This window comes from Nocardiopsis alba DSM 43377, assembly GCF_000341225.1.
Classification (GTDB): domain Bacteria; phylum Actinomycetota; class Actinomycetes; order Streptosporangiales; family Streptosporangiaceae; genus Nocardiopsis; species Nocardiopsis alba.
The window spans coordinates 74,212-92,440 of record NZ_ANAC01000002.1; the positions used below are offsets into that span (position 1 = coordinate 74,212).

Annotated in this window: 19 protein-coding genes; 5 read left to right on the forward strand and 14 right to left on the reverse strand. The window is 70.1% G+C overall.

The genetic code is table 11. The annotated features are described in order from the left end of the window. Positions 1–331 precede the first annotated feature (331 nt). Genes D451_RS0101955 through D451_RS28480 form a run of 3 tightly spaced genes read right to left on the reverse strand, consistent with a single transcriptional unit; the run spans position 332 to position 2,673 of the window. Positions 332–802, reverse strand: coding sequence for an NUDIX hydrolase (locus tag D451_RS0101955; RefSeq protein ID WP_017533229.1), 471 nt, complete (start codon positions 800–802; stop codon positions 332–334). A 57-nt stretch (positions 803–859) separates the two neighbouring features. Continuing rightward, the gene (locus tag D451_RS28475) at positions 860–1,483 is read right to left on the reverse strand and encodes a response regulator (RefSeq protein ID WP_017533230.1); all 624 of its coding nucleotides are present in this window, start codon (positions 1,481–1,483) and stop codon (positions 860–862) included. After that, positions 1,480–2,673 (reverse strand): sensor histidine kinase, encoded by a 1,194-nt coding sequence (locus D451_RS28480; RefSeq protein ID WP_241463277.1) that lies wholly within the window; start codon positions 2,671–2,673, stop codon positions 1,480–1,482. Before D451_RS28480 ends, D451_RS28475 begins: the two co-directional genes overlap by 4 nt. A gap of 163 nt (positions 2,674–2,836) precedes the next feature. On the opposite strand from D451_RS28480, the gene D451_RS0101975 reads away from it, so the two are divergent. Continuing rightward, on the forward strand, positions 2,837–3,397 hold the full coding sequence (locus D451_RS0101975; protein ID WP_017533233.1) for a GlcG/HbpS family heme-binding protein: 561 nt from the start codon (positions 2,837–2,839) through the stop codon (positions 3,395–3,397). Between the two features lie 106 nt (positions 3,398–3,503). Here the strand turns inward: D451_RS0101975 and D451_RS0101980 are convergent, their stop codons facing one another. The 4 genes from D451_RS0101980 to D451_RS0102000 form a co-directional block, all read right to left on the reverse strand. After that, complete coding sequence (locus tag D451_RS0101980) at positions 3,504–3,779, reverse strand: hypothetical protein (RefSeq protein WP_234305860.1); 276 nt, start codon at positions 3,777–3,779, stop codon at positions 3,504–3,506. A 1,073-nt stretch (positions 3,780–4,852) separates the two neighbouring features. Next, on the reverse strand, positions 4,853–5,614 hold the full coding sequence (locus tag D451_RS0101990; protein WP_026124750.1) for an SAM-dependent methyltransferase: 762 nt from the start codon (positions 5,612–5,614) through the stop codon (positions 4,853–4,855). A 56-nt stretch (positions 5,615–5,670) separates the two neighbouring features. Then, complete coding sequence (locus D451_RS0101995) at positions 5,671–7,509, reverse strand: ABC transporter ATP-binding protein (RefSeq protein ID WP_017533237.1); 1,839 nt, start codon at positions 7,507–7,509, stop codon at positions 5,671–5,673. Next, a complete protein-coding gene (locus D451_RS0102000) occupies positions 7,506–9,242 on the reverse strand; it encodes an ABC transporter ATP-binding protein (protein ID WP_017533238.1) in 1,737 nt (578 codons plus the stop codon). Before D451_RS0102000 ends, D451_RS0101995 begins: the two co-directional genes overlap by 4 nt. Positions 9,243–9,382: 140 nt before the next feature. On the opposite strand from D451_RS0102000, the gene D451_RS0102005 reads away from it, so the two are divergent. Further along, complete coding sequence (locus D451_RS0102005; RefSeq protein WP_017533239.1) at positions 9,383–10,267, forward strand: CPBP family intramembrane glutamic endopeptidase; 885 nt, start codon at positions 9,383–9,385, stop codon at positions 10,265–10,267. A 7-nt stretch (positions 10,268–10,274) separates the two neighbouring features. On the opposite strand, the gene D451_RS0102010 is transcribed toward D451_RS0102005, so the two are convergent. From D451_RS0102010 to D451_RS0102020, 3 genes are all read right to left on the reverse strand, one after another. Next, positions 10,275–10,544 (reverse strand): type II toxin-antitoxin system RelE family toxin, encoded by a 270-nt coding sequence (locus tag D451_RS0102010; RefSeq protein WP_017533240.1) that lies wholly within the window; start codon positions 10,542–10,544, stop codon positions 10,275–10,277. Further along, positions 10,541–10,807 carry a type II toxin-antitoxin system Phd/YefM family antitoxin gene (locus tag D451_RS0102015; RefSeq protein WP_017533241.1) on the reverse strand — a complete coding sequence of 89 codons (267 nt, stop codon included), beginning with the start codon at positions 10,805–10,807 and terminating at the stop codon, positions 10,541–10,543. The genes D451_RS0102010 and D451_RS0102015 overlap by 4 nt, the downstream gene beginning before the upstream one ends. 111 nt (positions 10,808–10,918) lie before the next feature. Beyond that, on the reverse strand, positions 10,919–11,359 hold the full coding sequence (locus tag D451_RS0102020) for an NUDIX hydrolase (protein ID WP_017533242.1): 441 nt from the start codon (positions 11,357–11,359) through the stop codon (positions 10,919–10,921). A gap of 139 nt (positions 11,360–11,498) precedes the next feature. On the opposite strand from D451_RS0102020, the gene D451_RS0102025 reads away from it, so the two are divergent. Together D451_RS0102025 and D451_RS0102030 are read left to right on the forward strand one after the other, a co-directional pair. Next, on the forward strand, positions 11,499–12,599 hold the full coding sequence (locus tag D451_RS0102025) for a zeta toxin family protein (protein ID WP_017533243.1): 1,101 nt from the start codon (positions 11,499–11,501) through the stop codon (positions 12,597–12,599). Positions 12,600–12,610: 11 nt separating this feature from the next. Next, complete coding sequence (locus D451_RS0102030) at positions 12,611–13,198, forward strand: LURP-one-related/scramblase family protein (RefSeq protein WP_014909456.1); 588 nt, start codon at positions 12,611–12,613, stop codon at positions 13,196–13,198. 31 nt (positions 13,199–13,229) lie between these two features. On the opposite strand, the gene D451_RS0102035 is transcribed toward D451_RS0102030, so the two are convergent. Both D451_RS0102035 and D451_RS0102040 read right to left on the reverse strand, forming a co-directional pair. After that, positions 13,230–14,054, reverse strand: coding sequence for a cupin domain-containing protein (locus tag D451_RS0102035; RefSeq protein WP_017533244.1), 825 nt, complete (start codon positions 14,052–14,054; stop codon positions 13,230–13,232). A gap of 146 nt (positions 14,055–14,200) precedes the next feature. Continuing rightward, a complete protein-coding gene (locus tag D451_RS0102040) occupies positions 14,201–15,178 on the reverse strand; it encodes a R2-like ligand-binding oxidase (protein ID WP_017533245.1) in 978 nt (325 codons plus the stop codon). A 236-nt stretch (positions 15,179–15,414) separates the two neighbouring features. Here D451_RS0102040 and D451_RS0102045 point away from each other — a divergent pair, with 236 nt between their 5' ends. After that, complete coding sequence (locus D451_RS0102045; RefSeq protein WP_014910570.1) at positions 15,415–15,651, forward strand: hypothetical protein; 237 nt, start codon at positions 15,415–15,417, stop codon at positions 15,649–15,651. A gap of 453 nt (positions 15,652–16,104) precedes the next feature. Here D451_RS0102045 and D451_RS0102050 read toward each other — a convergent pair whose 3' ends face one another. Next, positions 16,105–17,751, reverse strand: coding sequence for a DNA repair helicase XPB (locus D451_RS0102050; RefSeq protein ID WP_017533246.1), 1,647 nt, complete (start codon positions 17,749–17,751; stop codon positions 16,105–16,107). An 81-nt stretch (positions 17,752–17,832) separates the two neighbouring features. Then, on the reverse strand, positions 17,833–18,162 hold the full coding sequence (locus D451_RS0102055) for a hypothetical protein (protein ID WP_017533247.1): 330 nt from the start codon (positions 18,160–18,162) through the stop codon (positions 17,833–17,835). Positions 18,163–18,229: the final 67 nt, after the last annotated feature.

Below are 18,229 nucleotides of genomic sequence, written 5' to 3' on the forward strand. Positions count from 1 at the left end.
GTCCCCGCTCGGTCGGGGCCGCCAAGGGCCGCATACCCGGGGAGAAGGGGGCGGGTGCCCAAGGGCGGGCCAAGAATTCCCGCCGAGCCCCGAACCTCGGTCGTGTTTTTTTGGATCATTCCGTGCTCGCGTGGCCGGGCTTCCTCTCGCGGCGCCGACGTCGCTCGGACAGCCGAACCCGGGCGGGCCCCCGCTGTGCGATCCTGCGGAGCCTGCGTAGCGGAGCACAGTAGGGGAACTCTCGCTCGTCGTCTGGCGAGAGATCGCCCGGCGGCCGCTCGCCACGGATCGGCTCCGCCGATGCCCAACGAAAGCATCCAAAAAACACTCCCTAGAACGTGCCGAGCCGGTCCCGGACCGCGCCCGCCACCTGGGGGGACAGGTCGCTCCGGTCGTACTCCCGCATCGGGGCCCAGCGGAAGCCGGTGTGCTCTTCGGACAGTCGGATCGGGGCGCCGTCGTAGGGGGCGGAGAAGGCGAACCAGCGCTTGCGGTTCCCGCTCCGGGACACGTAGTCGAACCAGGAGACGAACGGATCCGGCCGCACGGGGGCGTCGGCCTGCCTGCCGATCTCCTCGTGGAGCTCCCGGGCCAGTCCCTCGAACAGGCCCTCACCCGGCTCCACGCCGCCGGAGGGGAGGTCCTCCCCGCCGGGGAAGGAGGTGTCGTCGGGACGACGGCGCAGCAGCAGGAACTCCCGCCCCTCGGCCCTGTGCAGGATCATCCCCACCGAGAAGCGCGTGATCCCCTCCGCGCGCGCCTGTTCCACCAGCCTCCGCGGGTCCACCGTCGTCTCCATCATGGGGCCGACGGTACAGGTGGGGGCGGTCGCCGGTCCGCGCGGGGCGCCGGCCGTCGTTCAGTCCAGCCTGATCAGGGACCGGTCGACGGCCACCCGCACCGCGGCCGTCCGGGTCTCCACGCCGAGCTTGGCGTAGATCCGTTGCAGGTGCGTCTTGACCGTCGCCTCGGTGATGAACAGGCCCTCGGCGATCTCCCGGTTGCCCGCGCCCCGCGCCAGGAGGCGGAGGATCTCGGTCTCGCGCGGGGTCACCCCGGGCAGAGGGTCGCGTACCCGCCGGACCAGCCGGGCCGCCACGTGCGGGGACAGCACCGTCTCTCCGCGAGCCGCGGCCCGGACCGCCTCGAAGAGCCGGTCGGGAGGGCTGTCCTTCAACAGGTAGCCGGAGGCCCCCGCGTCCAGGGCGCGCATGATGTCGCCGTCGGTCTCGTAGGTGGTCAACACCAGTACTCGGGGCGGGCGCGGCAGCCTCAGGACGCGTTCGGTGACCTCGACCCCGTCGGTGCCCCCGGCCAACCGCAGGTCCATCAGGACCACGTCCGGTTCGCGCAGCCCGATCAACCGCAGCGCGTCGGTGCCGTCGGCGGCCTCGCCGACGACCTCGATGTCCTCCTCGCCCTCGAACAGGGCGATCAGACCGGCGCGCACGATGGGGTGGTCGTCCACCAGGAACAGCTTCACTCGCCCTCCTCGACGGGAAGGGAGACCGACACCCCGGTACCCGCTCCGGGGGCGCTCTCCACGCTCAGGGATCCGCCCAGTTCCTCGACCCGCGCCCGGACGGCGGGCAGCCCGTAACCGCGCCCGGAGGTGGAGCGCGACGTCGAAGGATCGAAGCCGACCCCGTCGTCGCGCACGTCCAGGGTCACCCGGTCGCCGATGCCGGCCAGGGAGACCGCCACCCGCGAGGCCCCGGAGTGTTCGCGAACGTTGGCGAGCACCCCCTGGGCGATGCGCAGCAGGGCGGCGTTCACCGTGTCCGGAAGCCCGTCCAGGTCGCCGTCGCAGGTCAGGCCGGCCTCGATCCCGGTCTCCTCGGACAGGGAGCGGCACAGGTCGGCGAGCGCCTCGCGCAGCGTCGCGTGCTCCAGGGAGGCGGGGCCCTCGCCCTGGACGAAGGCGCGGGCCTCCGCCAGGTTGTGCTCCACCCCCTCGGTGGCCTGCCGGATCAGGGCCCGGGAACGGTCCGGGTCGCTCTCCCACGACAGATCGGCGGCGCGCAGCAGCATGCCGGTGCTGGAGAGCCCCTGCGCCACGGTGTCGTGGATCTCGCGTGCCAGGCGCTCGCGCTCCTCCAGGACACCGGTACGGCGGTGCGACTCGGCCAGGGCGTCGCGGGTCCGGAGCAGGTCGGCGATGATGCGTCTGCGCTGTTCGCTCTCGCGCTTGATGACCGTGACGGTACCGACCACCATCGCCGCCAACGTCACGGGGACGACGAAGACCGTGGGGTCGTCGACGTCGGTCAGGGCGACCCATCCGGCGGTGGTGGCCACGGCCAGCACCGCGGCGACCACCATCGCCGCCGGGGCGGGCAGCAGCCGCAGCGCCAGGAACAGCAGGGGGATGGCGGCGAAGCCGAACGAGGGCGCGATCCAGACGAGGGCGATCCAGCACACGAGCACACCGGTCAGCCAGCCGTAGAGGACCGCCCGGTGCGCGCGGCGCCACAACAGCAGGCCCACGGCGTACAGAAGGCCCACGACGAGGGCCAACTCCAGGGCGGCCACCGTCCGGTCGTCCAGTTCGTGCCTGATCAGCAGCCGGATCGCCGAGGCGATGAGCAGCGTGAAGAAGCCGATGTGCATGACCGCGTTGAGGAGCGGGCTGCCGACCCCGCCGTCCGAAGCTTTTCGTCCCACCGTTCCCATGGTGCCCACCTACATCAGTATCGGTGTCATCCGATCGGATGACGAGGAAGGTGGCCCGAACGGTGCGCGAGGTTCACTCGCTCACCCGATGGCGACCGGCCGATTCTCGACGAAGGTGGTGGATGTCGAAGACGAGATGTCCACGAAGGGAAAGTGATCGGACATGAAGCGCAACCACCTCATCGCCACCATGGCCGGAGCGGGTCTGGGTCTGGCCGTCGTCGGCGGCGTCGCCGCCACGACCTTCCTGCCTGAGGACGCCCCCGGCGGGCCCGCCCCGGCAGCGGCGGCGGTGGCCCCCCAGGCGGTGGCCGACCACGAGGTCCTCAGCGCCGACGCCCTGCTCGCTGCGGGCGAGGCCGGTCTGGCCGAGGCCCAGGAGCAGGGCCAACAGGTCTCGATCGCCATCATGGACCGTTCGGGTTCGGTCCGGTTGGTGCTCAAGACCGACAACGCCGGTCCGCAGACGCAGGACTCCGCCGAACAGAAGGCCTTCACCGCGGTCTCCATGGGAAGTCCGACCAGCGAACTGGCGGAGAACGCCTCGGGTGACGGCCCCACCATCGCCGACATCCCCGGCACCCTCTTCCTGGCCGGTGGTGTGCCGGTGACCTCCGACGACGCTCCGATCGCGGGTATCGGCGTGGGCGGCGCGCCCTCCGGAGACATCGACGAGGAGATCGCCCAGGCCGCCCTGGAGGCCTTGGAGGACTACGAGGGCTGACCGTCCCCCGAAACCCGTACGCGCCGGTCCCCATGAGGGGGCCGGCGCGGGTGCGTTCGGACCTGGGCGGGGCGGGCGAAGCCGCCGGAGAGGGCCCCGGTCGCCATCACCGCGCGCGCGTGATGCGAAGGACCACCACGAGGGCGATGGTCCACACGATTCCGGCGACCGCGAGGGTGCCGAACACGGGGGCTCCGACCACGTGGGCCAGGCCGCCGAAGGCGAGGGCGGGGAGGGTGGCCCCGCCCAAGGAGAGGAGGGCCGCGGAGGCCCTCTCGACCACGGAGCCCGCCCGGGCGCTGCCCTCGAGGCTGCCCCAGGCGCCGTCCACGCCGATGCCGCCCTCGACTTTGTAGGCGACGGGGGTCTTGTCGAAGACCACGTCGGCCCGCTCGTTGGGAGACTCGTTCTCGAGACGGATCTCCGCGGCGTAGGTTGCGACCCGAGTGACCCGCTTCCGCGGGACCCTTCCCCGGGTATTTCCCATGTGCCAGACCTCCAACGGTCGAGTTGTCAGGGGGGCGATGCCGTCCGACCCGGTGGAGCCCGTGTCGTACCGCACCCGGTGACGCCGTGGCGTCGAGTGACCACGTCATGAGATTATCATGTACGCAGTTTTTAGGCAGTCATTGGCATCATGAAAGATGCATTGACAGCATGCGTAGTCAGATTGATACACTCCTTCCTGACGGATGAACGATGTGAAGAGACAGGGGGGACCTTGGCGCTCGGCGGTGACGGAACTCGGAGGAACCGGTTCTCCCGTGATCAAGGACCGATCACGTACACCGACGCGACCCGTGGTCTCGGCACCCTCACCGCGATACCGAACGGCCCCCCTCCGTCGCCCGTGAGAACCCTCGGGCGGCGTCTCCCGGCTTCTCCGCGCGCGTGGATCTCCGCGGCATTCCGTTGAACGAACCCTGGTCGAGTCGGAGAAAGAGGATGTGTCATGCCACCCAGGAGCACAGGAACCGAAGTCACGGAGATCTCTCAAAAGCCCGGTCGTTCGACCGGACGACGAGGAGGTGGACCTTCGACGCGGGTCACCGTCAATCTCACAGCTCGTTCGGCCAAGGCCCTGGAAGAGGCGGTCGCGGCCACCGGGGATACACAGACCGACGTGATCAACAGGGCTCTCCAGGTGTACGCCTACCTGGAGTCGGCCATGGCCGAGGGTGACCGTGTCTACGTCGAGAACGAGAGCGGAGAGCGCGAGCGCCTGCGGTTCTTCTGATCCCGTCCTTCGTCGATGCCCGGTCCGAGACCTCACCTCGCCCGCGAGGGCGTGACGGGCCCGCCCGACGGACCGCCGGGTCTCCTGTTCACCGTGAGCGTCGAGTGCCCACGAAGCGCTTCCGTGATCGGGTGCACCGTCTCCCATGTTCTATGAGAGCGACGATGGGCCTCGGAGGTTCGCGAGGATCCGGGGCCCATCGTCGGTTCCCAAGGCGTTCAGACCCGGATCAGGGTGAGGTAGGCGAAGCCGAGGGTGTCCCGGGCGCCGTGCGTCCGGAAGCGTCGCATCCGGTCGGCCCGCTCACGGACCTCCTCGAAGTCGGGGGCGTCCGGGCTGTTCAGGAGCCATTCCTCGCGGGCCAGGGCGATGCTGTTCTCCATCACGTCCCACTCGTCCACGCCGGCCTCGGACAGGGAGCCCAACCGGAAGCCGTGGTCCAGGGCGAGATCGACCAGATCGGGGAGTGGCCGGTACTGGCCACGGGTCCCACGGGTCCCCTCCATCGCCGCGTACTCCTCTTCGGTGGGGGTCCGGCGCCAGAAGCACTCCCCGAACAGGGCCCTGCCGCCGGGGCGGACCAGGTCGGCCAGGGCGGTGAGGGCGTTCTCGGTGTGCGTGACCGGCTCCCCGCCCCACACGTGCGAGGCCCCGATGTTGAACACCACGTCGGCGGGCCCGCCCTTCCAGGCCGCGACGTCGCCCACCACCAGTTCGACCCGTTCGTCCAGACCCCGTTCCCTCGCGGCGGCCCGCCCCTGACGGATGTCCTCCTCGTGCAGATCGATCCCGAAACCGGTGGCGGAGGGCGAGGTGGCGAGAGCGCGTAGGAGGAGCTCGGCCCAGCCGCACCCGAGGTCGACGACGTGCCGGTCGTCGAGGAGACCCAGGGAGCGCACCAGTCGGGCGGCGCGTTCGTCGGAGAGCGGACCGTGGAAGGAGAGGTCACGGTGGTACGGGGGAAGCGCGTGGGAGGACATCCGGACAGGATCGCCGCGCACGGCGACCCTGTCCACCGTTTTTCCGGGCCGGTCCCTCAGCCGGTCGGCCGGGCCTCACCGTGCCAGGCGTGCCACAGGTCCGCGTACGAACCGCCCAGGGCGAGCAGTTCGTCGTGGGTGCCCAGCTCGGCGACGCCGCCGCCCTCGACCACGGCGATCCGGTCGGCGTCGTGGGCGGTGTACAACCGGTGCGCGATCGCCACCACGGTACGGCCCTCCAGCACCCCGGCCAGGGAACTCTCCAACCGGCGGGCCGAACGCGGGTCGATCGACGAGGTCGCCTCGTCCAGGACCAGGACCTGCGGGTCGGCCAGCACCACCCGGGCCAGCGCCAACTGCTGTACGTGGGCCGGGTCCAGTGGGTCGCGCCCCGAACCCACCTCGGTGTCCAACCCGTCGGGCAGGGAACGCACCCAGGCGTCGGCGTCCACGGCTGCCAGCGCCCGCCACATCCGGTCCCGGTCCACGTCGGAACGGTCCAGCGACAACGCCAGGTTCTCCGCGATCGTCCCCCGGAACACGTGGCTCTCCTGACTCAGCAGGATCGCCCGCTCCCTCCGCTCCTCGGGGGAGAGACCGGATAGATCGACCCCGCCGACCCGGACGCTTCCGGAGGTCGGCGCGTGCACCCCCGCCAACAGCTTGCCGAGGGTGGACTTGCCGGCGCCGCTGGGACCGACCATCGCGAGCCGTTCACCGGGGCGCAGGTCGAGGTCCACCCCGTGCAGTACCTCGGTGTCGGGGGTGTAGCCGAACCGGACCTCGCGGAGACGGGCCGTGCCGGGGGCGTCCTTCTCGGCCGGGACCGGTACGGGCGTCTCCTCCTCGACCATCCGCACCCCGAGCAGGCGGCGAAGGCTGGTGAACCCCAACATCAGGATGTCGATCTGGTCGACCAGCTGGTCCACCGGCCGGGTCATCTGCACGGCCAGGAAGACGGCGGTGGCGATCTGGCCGAGGGAGATCACCTCGTTGATGTACAGGTAGCCCGCCAGGAGGAAGGTCAAGGCCGCCGCCAGCTGATAGGCGAACTCCAACGGCGGGAACCACACGCAGCGCAGCCACAGGGTGTACCGCTCGATCAGGTAGGAACGGTGCACACGCCGGTCGTTATGGGCGTCCTGCCGCTCCTGTCGACCGAGTGCCTCCAGGGTGTGCGCCCCCTCGACGGTGTCGGCCACCCCCTGGGTCAGGTCGGAGTAGGTCTCCATCTCGCGGAGGTAACCGGCCGGCGCCCGACGCCCGTACCAGCGCGTGGTCACGGCGACGATCAGGACCGTCGGCAGCCAGGCCAACGGCAGGGCCGGGTGCACCAGGGCCAGCGCCACGAGCACGACCACCACGGTCGCCGTGCTCACCGCCATGACCGGGACCGCGTGGCGCACCATGAACCCGAGCGTGCCGATGTCACGCCCGGTACGCGAGACCAGGTCGCCCGTGCCCGCGCGCTCCACCGTGCCCAGGGGCAGACGCAGTGTGGACTCCACGAACTCCTCACGGAGCTCGGCCAGCAGGCCCTCACCGAAACGGATGGACAGGGCCACCGACACCAGGACGAACCCGGCGTTGAGCACGAGCGCCCCGATGACGATCAACGCCATCAGGTCGATCCGCCCGGCGTCCGCGCCGGCCCGCACCTCGTCGATGATCCTTCCGAGCACCCATGGGGCGGCGACCGCGGAGGCCGTCGCGCAGCCGTACAGGAGCACGACCGCCAGCAGGGTCCGACCGTGCTCGCGGACGGCCCTGCGCAGCCGGGCCCAGACCACGGGGGCCGGAGCGACCGGGAGCCCGGACGCCTCCTGATCGGAGGCGGGACCGAACACCGGATCGTCGGGGCCGCTGATGAGCGGGCGGTCGGTGGTCGGGATCATGCCATCTCCCCGGCGGTGCGCAGGACGGTATCGGAGTAGCGGGGCGCGAGGGCGAGCAGCTCCCGGTGGGTCCCCTCCGCGCTCACACGGCCGTCCTCGACGAACTGGACGTGGTCGGCGTGGTCCAGCAACAGCGGGCTGGTGGTGACCAGGGCGGTGGCCCGACCCGCGCGCTCGGCGGGCAGCCGTTCGGCGATCGCGGCCTCGGAGTGCGCGTCGACGGCGGACGCCGGCTCGACCAGGATCAGTACCTCGGGGTCCTGGGCCAGGGCCCGCGCCAGCCGTAGACGCTGCTGCTGCCCGCCCGAGTACTCGCGCCCACGCTCGGTCAGCACGGCGTCGAACCCGGCGGGGGAACGGCGCAGCACGTCCTCGGCGGCGGCCGCCCGGACCACCTCGGTCAGACGTTCCTCGGGCAGCCCGCCGTCGGGGGCGAGCTCCTCGCGCAGAGGACCGGAGAAGAGATGGGCATCGTTGGCGGCGACCAGGACACGACGTCGGGTCTCGCGCAGCGGAAGGTCGCGCAGCCGCACGGTCCGGCCGCCGGTGTGCTCCACCATCTCCGCGCCGGGGCCCTCGCCGTCGTGGTAGCGCCCCAACCGTTCGATGACCAGCGTCGCGTCGTCCGGATCGGCGCAGACCACCGCGGTGACCCGGCCATGACCGATCACCACGCCGCTGTCCGGATCGCGCAGGTCGTAGGGGCCCTCGGGGCCCGCGACCGGGGTCTCGGGCTCTGGAAGGTCGTGCTCCAGGGCCAGCACCCGGGTGGCCCTGGCCGCCGACACCCGCGCGGAGACCAGCATCGACAGGAACTCCATCAGGTGCCGCAGGGCGACGGCCAGGGAACCGGTGTAGCCGTAGAAGGCGACCAACTGTCCGATGGTGAGCTCACCGGTCAGGGCCAGACGGGCGCCGTACCAGACGATCCCCACCAGCAGCAGACCCGGATACAGCTCGCGGACCGCCTGGAGGGAGGCCTCCCACCAGCCGACCCGGACCCCGGCGTCCCTGACCCGGCGGGACTCCTCCCGATAGCGTCCGCCCACGGTCCGCTCGCCGCCGACCCCGCGCAGCACGCGCAGGCCGGAGACCAGGTCGGTGGCCTGGGTGGCCAGCTCGGCCTGCCGGTCACGGTGCCGCGTCTTGCGCCGGGCGAAGGGACGCAGCAGCGGACCGATGCCCAGGACGATCACCGGCACCGCCACGAGCACGATCAGACCGAAGGTGACGTGCGAGGACAACATGAGGGCGCTGATCGCCGCCATCGTCGTGACGGCGCTGATCGCCAGACCGGACCGCTCGTACAGGTCGCCGATCCGGTCGATGTCGTCGGTGCCCACCGCCACCACCTCGCCGGAGGGCAGTCGCCGGGTCAGGGTGGGGCCCAGCCGCGCGGCGCGCGCGGTGACCACCTGCACCGTCCGGTAGGCCGAGGTGTACCAGTTGAAGCAGGAGGCGCGCTCGTAGAGCGGAACGACGGCCGCGGTGACGAGCGCGCACAGGGTGATGCCCGCGAACCACGTCCACAGCGAACGCGGGTCGCCGGCGGTCAGAGCGGAGTCCAGGGCCATGCCGAGCAGGGTGGCGACCATGACGCCGCCCAGGTTGTAGACGGCGCAGGTCACACCCGCCCAGGTGATCGACCGCCACTCGGAACGGGCGAGCCAGAGCAGGTATCGGTCGGCCGAACGGTGGTCGGGGACGCCCGGAGGCTGGGGAAGAACGCGCACGTTCAGGGACTCTAACCAGCGGATCCGAGAGAATCCACCTATTTTCTCGCCTCCCGTAGGGAGGGGGAGGAAGGGCGTCAGGGGAGCTTTCGGGGTGTTCCCCGATGTGCCGAACGGACACGGGCGGAGACGCTGGAGGCATGGACCCGAACATCCCCCGCGCGAACCGGACCGACGGCCCCGCACGACCCCCGCTGCTCCTGAGGATCACCGCCGTCACGATGGCGGCCGCGCTGATCTGGTACTCGCTGGCGGCCCTCAACGACCTGTCGCCCATCGAGGCCGGTGACTCCGGCAACCTCGCCCACTGGATGAACGCCCTGGTGGCCTTCGCCCTGGCGGTGCCGATGGTCTGGGCGGCCCGCAGGTTCCTGGACCGTCGCCCCTGGGAGGGCCTGCGCCTGACCGGGCCGCGCGAGGCCTGGCGCCCCTTCCTCGTGGGCCTGGCCTCGTGGCTGCTCCCCGCCTCACTGGGCCTGGGGGTCTGTCTCGCCCTGGGGGTGACGATCACCCCGAGCGCACCCACGGCGGAGGTCGTGTTCTCCCTGATGATGGTGGTCGTCCTGGTACTGCTCTATGAGGCGCTTCCCGAGGAGCTGATCTTCCGCGGTCACCTCTTCCGCAACCTCAACACCGTGATGTCGGGCTGGGCGGCCGTCCTGGGCCAGGCGGTGCTCTTCGGCCTGTGGGGGGCCGGTCTGTGGGTGTTCTCCCAGGGCTGGGGCGTGCTCGTCGAACGGCTGCCGCTGTTCATCGGGGTGGCGTTGGTGCTCGGCTGTATCAGGCTGGTCACCGGGAACCTCTGGGCCTGTGTGGGCTTCCACCTGGCCTTCCAGGTCGGGGCCCAGGGCCTGCTCAACTGGGGGCTGTTCGAGGTGAGCGACCTGGACACGGTCATGGGGACCGTCTTCATGCTCCCGCTCGTGCTCGGGCTGCTCACCACCATGATGCTCCTGCGCGACACCGGCACCTGGTCCGAGAAGGTCCCGGACCAGGCGCCGAGAGACTCCTCGGCCGGTCGGTGAGTCGAGATCACGGGAGGGGTCGGTCGTACACGCTGGAGCGGTGTCCGACGTGCACCACCCAGATGATGAGCTTCTCGTTCTCCACGGTGTAGACGACCCGATGATCGCCCACTCGTAGACGGCGGATCTCGGGGGCTCCCACCAGCGCCGTGGTGCCGAACCCCAGAGGGTCCCGCTCCAGTTCCGTGAGCTTGCGGAACACCGTCATGGCGACATTGCGTGGAAGCTTGCGGAGTTCCGAGCGGGCTTCCGGTCGAAAGACGGTTCGGTAGCTCACTCGGGGCCGTCCAAGATCTCCGCCATGACCTCTTCCATCGGGATCCCGGGTTCGGGGTTGTTCATGCGCTCACGCACCATGCGCATGATCTCCTGCTCTTCCAGTTGCTGATATCTGCGCAGGAGGTCGATGGGGACGACGGCGGCGACCTCTCTCCCGCGTCTGGTGATCACGGTCGGTGAGTCCTCCCTGTCGGCACGATCGACGACGTCGGCGATGTGATCACGCACCTGACGAATGGACTCCACCTGCATCTCGCTCATGGTCCCAATGGTACACATGGAACCTTCGGTACGCCTGAAGAAGTATGGAGAACCGAGGGTGGAACGCCGAGAGGCCGTGGAAGGGGTCTTCCACGGCCCCTCGGTAACGGATCAGGTGAGCAGGCCTCGCTCGTGGAGAAGGTCGACCAGGTCACGGACGGCGGGGGCGCACAGGGCGCGGTCGGCGTACCCGACCCAGGCCAGCTCGCCGACCTCGTTGTCCGCGGCGATCTCGCCGTCGTACTCGGCGGTGAAGCAGATCAGCCGCACCCGGGTGCCCTCGGGCTGATCGTGGGCGACCTGGTCGATCTCCGCGATCCGCTCGAACGTTCCCGGACGCAGGGACACGCTGACCTCCTCCCGAGTCTCCCGGGCCACGGCGGCCTCATCGCTCTCGCCCGGCTCACGCTTACCGCCGGGCAGGTACAGCCGGTCGCGGTTCCGCGAACGCACGCACAACAGGCGGCCGTTCTCGATGTGGACCCAGGAGAGGGCGTCGATGACCGAGGGAGATCCGGAGACGCCGGAGGTGGAGGTCGGAGTGGAAGACATGTGGCCACTTTAGGACGGTGGAGAAACGGTCGAAGCGCCGCTTCGAGGTGATCCCAGGCACTACGATCCGTGGATGCCGGCGGTCGCTCGTACCCGTAGGACCGCGCGGACAGGCAGGCCACAGCGAGAGCGGACGCACATGACCTCCTCCAGCACCGGTACCGGTCCGGGCCTCGGCCCCGACCTCTCCGACGAGACCACGGCGAACGGGTCGACCCCCCTTCTCGGGGAGAGCGCGGGCGGACGTGTTCCGCCCCTGAGCCCCGCGCGACGCGAACTGATCGAACGCGTCCACAACCTCTACAGCGCCGCCATCGGCGCCTGTCTCTCTCGCCGGGAGAGCTCCCCCGACCTCCTCGAACGCGCCACGTCCCTCCTCGAGGAGGAGGCCCGACTGCCCTTCCTCACCACCGAGGAACTCGCACGGGCGGCCGCGGAACTGCCCGACCTCATCGCCGCGCTGCGGGCCGAGCCCGTGCGCGCCCCCGCCGGGGCCACACCCGCGGACCTGCGGCGCGCGCTGTCGGAGGACGACCTGGACACCCTCTTCGGCGTCGCCCTGCGCGACCGGCTCACCGGGGTCCCACGCGAACATCCCCGCCTGCTGCTGTTCGGCGGCCAGCCCGGATCGGGCAAGAGCACGCTCCAACGCTCGATCCTGCCCGCCCTGCCGGAGGGGACGGTGAGCTACGACGGGGACGACCTGCTGCGCCTGTCACCCGACTACGAGTGGGCCATGAGCGCCGACGACAGGACCGCCTCCACCTCCGTCTCCCACCAGGTGGGCGCCCTCCACGGACGGGCGATGGAGCATGTGCGCACGGGCCGCTTCGACGTGGTGTGCAGCCACCCGCTGGGCCGCGCGGACTGGGCCTCCGCCTGGGTCTCCGGGTTCAAGGAGGCCGGCTACCGGGTCGAGGTCGCCTTCGTCGCCACTCACGCCTCCAACAGCCGCTTCGCGATCCTGGACCGGCACGCCCGCGCCACCCGCGACCAGGGGTTCGGCCGATGGCTGCCGGAACTCCACCACGACCGTTTCTACCTGGGGGTCCCCAACACCATCGAGTTCCTGGAGACCCACCACCTGGTCGACTCGCTCCACGTGCTCTCCCGCGAGGGCGACGCCCTCTACTCCAACCACCGTGAGAACGGCACGTGGAGGACCGAGCCGTTCGGGCGGATCGCCTTGGAGGCGGAAAGGGGTCGACGCGAGCTCTGGCGCTCGGAGGACACGCCCTAAAATCCCTCCTCATGGACATCTTCAACGCCAACCCTCTCCTGGTGAGACAGCCCAAGCGCTACTTCACCGACGTCTCCGACTACGAGGTCTTCGACCCCCACGGGCGTCCGATCGCGAGGGTCAAGGAGCAGGGCGCGGACGGAGGCATGCAGGTGCTCCGTTTCATGGCCAAGAACACCGGCGGGTTCGCGCGCCTCGTACACGTCGACGACATGCACGGGCACACGCGGTTGGTCATCCAGAAGCACTGGTCCTGGATGACCGCCTCCACCAGCGTGAATCTGCCGGACGGGCGTCCGGTGGGCTCCATCGAACAGGACTTCAAGTTCTTCGGATCCAGGTTCACCCTCATGGACCCCTGGAAGAGGCCCGTCGGCAGCATCGAGGGCGACTTCATCGGATACGACTTCCGGATCAAGGATCACGCCGAACACGAGGTCGCCCGGGTCGACCGTAAGCTTCCCGACCTCGGGGAGATCTTCACCGCGGCCGACAGCTACGCGCTGCACCACCGTTACCCCTCGCTGCCCGAGCCGCTCCGCACCCTCGTGATCGCCTCCTCCATCGCCATCGACCTGGTCCTGCGCGAAGGCAAGTGACACACGAGGGCGCGTGCCCCGTGCCCCCGGGTCACGACCGGTGCGGCGGGTGCCCGAACGCCTCCTCGAAGGTCGGGTGGTGCACGCCGACGGCCTCGGTGTCCTCCTCCAACCTGAACACGGCCGAGGTGTTCGCGGGCATGTACAGCAGCTCTCCCGGGAGCACCGTGAAGGAGGAGCCGGCGCTCTCGACCGTGACCCGCCCCTTGGTGATCACGGCGGCCTCGTCATAGGGGAAGACGAGGTCGAAGACGCCGCCCCGCCCGAACCGGGAGAAGGCGATGCCCATGGGCGAGCCCTGCTCCCGATCCGCGACGTATCCCACGTAGGCGCGTGAAACCTCGTCCACGGTGACCCAGTCGGTGAGGTCGTCCGAATCGAACACCTGCATGATCGTGGGGTCGAAGAAGCCGCCTGAGTGCTCGGGACCACGCGGCGAAGCGGACATGTCGGGCTCCTCGTCCCGCTCGGACAGCGCCCCGAACTCCTCCACCGACACCCCGACGGCCTCCTGGAAGGTGGGGTGGTGGACGCAGACCATCCGGAGCCGCTCCTCGATCTCGAACGTGCCGGGCACGCCGCGCGGCTGATTCAGGATCTGACCCGGGCCCGCGGAGATCACCCCTTCGGCGGTCCGGACGGTCAGCCGGCCCTCGGTGACCACGGACAGTTCGTCGTAGGGCCAGGAGAAGTCGAAGTTCACGCCCGCCTCGAAGTGCACGAAGGCCAGCCCCATGGGGGAGCCCTCCCGCCGGTCGGCGACGTAGCCGACGAACGCCTCCCCATCGTGGAAGGTGTGCGTCTGCCGTACGTCCTCGGCGGTGTAGCGGGCCACGACGGTGGGATCGAAGAACATGGTGGGTCTCCCGTCAGGTGTGCGATTCGTACGTTTCTTCGGCGGGGTAGGGGATGGCCTGCCCGCCGACCCACGGTCGGACACTGGGCGGTCGGGACCTAATCCGGCCAGGGTGAACCCGGAATAACGGGGCTTCGGGGTTCAGCTCAGGGGGTCGGAGAGGCCATGGCGGCCTGATCCTCGTCGCCGAAGCGCTCCTCCAACTCCAGGGGTGAGGCGTCCAGATCGATCCGCTCCAACGGCACGCCCCGGGCCGCCTCGATGGCGCCCAGTCTGCGGGTCGCACGATCGGCGGCGTACTCGATGAGCCGGCCGGGAGGGAGCTCGTAACGCCGGACCTGCGGATCCCGCGACGGGGTGTCGCCGTGTTCGACGGTGCTCAGCACGTGGGGGAGCAGCTCCTCCAGCCGTTCGTGCACCACGCCCCAGCAGGCGTCGTCCGCGGCCACGTGACGCCGACAGGTGAAGGTGCCCCAGGCCATGTGCCGCCGCTCGTCGTCGCCGATCAGTCGGATGATCCGTCGCATCCCGGGGAGGATGTCGCGCACGGTGCACACGTGGTTCCACGCGTAGTAGCCCGTCAAAGCCAGCGAGCCCTCGATGACGTGGTTGTAGGTGACCGAGGCGCGCACCTGGTTGCGAGGGCTCGGATCGTCGAGCAGGGCCTCCATCGAGGCGGGCAGTTCCTCGTAGAACAGGGCCCGGTAGCCCGGGTTGGTGTCGACGTATCCGTGCAGGTCGTCCCGGACCCCGATCGCGTCGAGCCACAGTCGGAAGGCCTGGACGTGCCGGGCCTCCTCGAAGGCGAACTGTGTCAGGTACATCTCGTCGCCCAGTCGCCCCTCGGCGGCCATGGCGCGCAGGAAGGGCTGGATGTCCTCGGTGACGGCCTCCTCGCCCGCGGCGAAGAGGGCGCACAGACGCAGAAGACGGGTGCGCGCCTCTTCGTCGAGTCGCTCCCAGTCCTCGGCGTCGCGGGAGAGGTCGATGTCGGCGGGGTCCCAGAACCTCGCGTTGCCCTTGACGAAGAGCCGTAGTGGCAGGGAGTCCCAGTTCAGACCGCCCTGACCGAGAGAGCGGAAACCGGAGCGGCGGACGGACGAGGGGGTCGGTGTCGGAGCCATGTGCACCTCCGTGCGAGGGGTGGAGGGGGGAGGACTTCGAGGCGCGCCGCCCTCATGATTGGACACGAAGGCCCCTCGTGTAAAGACCTTGAGGTGATACGGGCCTCACCGCCGGCCCCGCACGGCCTCGACGACCCGCAACCCGCGATCCGGTCGAGGACGGCGGCGATCCGGCCTCGCCGAAACGGTACGGTCGGGGGTGAACGACCACATGAACGATCTGATCGGGGGACGACGTGTTCTGTGGTGATCCCGGCAGTCCCGGATACGCCGCGTGCGCCGCCCAGTCCCAGCTCTTCGCGCTGGCCTCGGTGATCCCCGCACTCCTCGGTCTGGCGCTCCTGGTGGCGGCCTTCACCGCCGCCTCGGTCCGAGGCGATCGCGAACTGCGCGCCCGGACCCTGGGCTACTCCCTCGTCGCCTGGGGGATCGCCGCCGGCACCTACGTCATCGGGGTCCTGCCCTCCCTGTGACCGGGGGTTCGGGCGCCCGAACCCCTACCCCGACCCCCTGGGGTGACGGTCACACGATCTCCTACCTCACCCCCCTGGGGTTGGTGTGGGAGGGTGTGCGGCCGTTACACCCTGCTGTGGCTAGGGCCCGAAAGTGTTTGCTTTGCGCCTCCGCTGGCGCTTCGGCGCGTGTTCGGGCGCCCTAAGAGGGAGCGTTCTTCATCCTCGTCTACGCCTGGCTCGTTCCTCGCGGGCGGCTTGACTCGTCTTGCAGAACACTCCCGGCGCCCGAACGGGCAACCCCCCGTGGCGAGGTAGGAGACCGTGTGGAGCGACCCCCTGGGGTACCGGAGGGTGCGGACTCCCACCTTCACCCCCAGGGGTGTGACCCGCCGCTCGATCTCCTACCTCAACCCCCCCGTGGCGACGGCCACGCGGTCTTCTACCTCACCACGGGGCCGCCCGAACATCTCCTCAGCTCTCGTCGCCGGCCAGGAGGTCGGAGGCGTCGGTGATCCGGTACGCGTAGCCCTGTTCGGCGAGGAAGCGCTGCCGGTGGGCCGCGTAGTCCTGGTCGAGGGTGTCGCGGGCGACCACCGCGTAGAAGCGGGCGGTGCGGCCGTCGGCCTTCGGGCGCAGTACCCGGCCCAGGCGCTGGGCCTCCTCTTGGCGTGAGCCGAAGGAGCCCGACACCTGCACGGCGACGCCGGCCTCGGGGAGGTCGATCGAGAAGTTGGCGACCTTGGACACCACCAGGGTGCGCAGCTCTCCGGAGCGGAAGGCGTCGAAGAGACGTTCACGCTCCTTGTTGCGGGTCTCGCCCTTGATGACGGGGGCGCCCAGACGTTCGCCGAGCTCGTCGAGCTGGTCGATGTAGGAGCCGATGACCAGCACCTGTTCCGCGGAGTGGCGTTCCACGATCTCGCGCACCACCGAGGTCTTGGTCTCGGAGGAGGCGCAGAACCGGTAGCGGTCCTCGGGTTCGGCGGTCGCGTAGGCGAGCCGTTCGGACTCGGTCAGGTCGACCCGGACCTCCACGCAGTCCGCGGGGGCGATCCAGCCCTGGTTCTCCATGTCCTTCCACGGCGCGTCGTAGCGTTTGGGGCCGATGAGCGAGAACACGTCGCCTTCGCGGCCGTCCTCGCGGACCAGGGTCGCGGTGAGCCCTAGACGGCGTCGGGCCTGAAGGTCGGCGGTCATCCGGAAGATCGGCGCGGGCAGCAGGTGGACCTCGTCGTAGACCACCAGCCCCCAGTCCTTGGCGTCGAACAGCTCCAGGTGCGTGTAGACGCCCTTACGGCGGGCGGCCATCACCTGGTAGGTGGCGATGGTGACCGGCCGGATCTCCTTGCGGGTTCCCGAGTACTCGCCGATCTCGTCCTCGGTGAGGGAGGTGCGACGCAGCAGCTCCGTCTTCCACTGGTGGACCGACACCGTGTTGGTGACCAGGATGAGGGTGGTGGCGCCGGTCATCGCCATGGCGGCGGCGCCGACGATCGTCTTGCCCGCGCCGCAGGGCAGGACCACCACGCCCGAGCCGCCGGCGTGGAAACTCTCGGCGGCCTCGCGCTGGTAGCCGCGCAGCTCCCAGTCGCCGTCGGCCAGTTCGATGGCGTGGGCCTCGCCGTCGACGTATCCGGCCAGGTCCTCGGCGGGCCAGCCGATCTTCAGCAGGGCCTGTTTGAGGTTGCCCCGCTCGCTGGGGTGCACGGCGACGGAGTCCTCGCTCAGCCGTTCGCCCAACATGCCCTTGAGCTTCTTGGCGCGGACGACCTCCTCCAGGACCGCGCGGTCCGAGGACTCCAGGACCAGTCCGTGGACCGGGTCGCCGACCAGGGTGAGCCGGCCGTACCGGTCCATCGTCTCGGCGATGTCCACGAGCAGGGAGTGAGGTACCGGGAAGCGGGAGAACCGGATGAGGGCGTCCACGACCTGTTCGGCGTCGTGTCCCGCCGCGCGCGCGTTCCACAGCGCCAGCGGGGTGATCCGATAGGTGTGCACGTGCTCGGGGGCGCGCTCCAGTTCGGCGAACGGGGCGATGGCGCGGCGGCACTCGGAGGCCGACTCGTGGTCGATCTCCAGGAGCAGGGTCTTGTCGGATTGGACGATCAAACAGGACACGCGGGACCTTCCGAGGGACGGTGGACGAGGGGCGACCCCAGATGCAACACCGGAGGCCGCCCGATCATGCCCGTCGGGGTGTCACGACGTCAGGACGGCGAACACGATGATGCCCACGAAGAACAGCACCAGGAGCCCGATGACGACGCCGTTGGCGATCCACGCGTAGCGGGTGAACCGGGAGACCTTCTCGTGGTCGTACTGCTCGCTGACGGCCATGATCGAGAAGATCAGACCGACCGCGGCGAAGATCCCGTAGCAGGAGATCACCAGGAGGACGGAGACGACCAGCGCCGCGATGGCGCCCCCCTTGGGCGGCGGCACCGGGTAGGGGGAGTGGAAGTGACCGGGCGGCGGCGGATAGCCGGGGCCCTGGCCGCCGTAGGGGTCGTGTGGGGGACCGTAACTCATATGTGGTTCTTGCTTTCACTGGGCGGGCGTCGCTGAGGCCCGGGGGTGTGCTGTCGGACGGGGTCGG

Excerpts from the sequence above, each read along its gene's own strand:
- D451_RS0102005 (WP_017533239.1), top strand. The coding sequence starts at position 9,383 with ATGGACCCGAACATCCCCCGCGCGAACCGGACCGACGGCCCCGCACGA.
- D451_RS28480 (WP_241463277.1), bottom strand. The coding sequence starts at position 2,673 with ATGGGAACGGTGGGACGAAAAGCTTCGGACGGCGGGGTCGGCAGCCCG.
- D451_RS0101975 (WP_017533233.1), top strand. The coding sequence starts at position 2,837 with ATGAAGCGCAACCACCTCATCGCCACCATGGCCGGAGCGGGTCTGGGT.
- D451_RS0101955 (WP_017533229.1), bottom strand. The coding sequence starts at position 802 with ATGATGGAGACGACGGTGGACCCGCGGAGGCTGGTGGAACAGGCGCGC.
- D451_RS0102055 (WP_017533247.1), bottom strand. The coding sequence starts at position 18,162 with ATGAGTTACGGTCCCCCACACGACCCCTACGGCGGCCAGGGCCCCGGC.
- D451_RS0102030 (WP_014909456.1), top strand. The coding sequence starts at position 12,611 with ATGGACATCTTCAACGCCAACCCTCTCCTGGTGAGACAGCCCAAGCGC.
- D451_RS0102020 (WP_017533242.1), bottom strand. The coding sequence starts at position 11,359 with ATGTCTTCCACTCCGACCTCCACCTCCGGCGTCTCCGGATCTCCCTCG.
- D451_RS0102015 (WP_017533241.1), bottom strand. The coding sequence starts at position 10,807 with ATGAGCGAGATGCAGGTGGAGTCCATTCGTCAGGTGCGTGATCACATC.
- D451_RS0101990 (WP_026124750.1), bottom strand. The coding sequence starts at position 5,614 with ATGTCCTCCCACGCGCTTCCCCCGTACCACCGTGACCTCTCCTTCCAC.
- D451_RS0102035 (WP_017533244.1), bottom strand. The coding sequence starts at position 14,054 with ATGTTCTTCGATCCCACCGTCGTGGCCCGCTACACCGCCGAGGACGTA.
- D451_RS0101995 (WP_017533237.1), bottom strand. The coding sequence starts at position 7,509 with ATGATCCCGACCACCGACCGCCCGCTCATCAGCGGCCCCGACGATCCG.
- D451_RS0102040 (WP_017533245.1), bottom strand. The coding sequence starts at position 15,178 with ATGGCTCCGACACCGACCCCCTCGTCCGTCCGCCGCTCCGGTTTCCGC.
- D451_RS0102025 (WP_017533243.1), top strand. The coding sequence starts at position 11,499 with ATGACCTCCTCCAGCACCGGTACCGGTCCGGGCCTCGGCCCCGACCTC.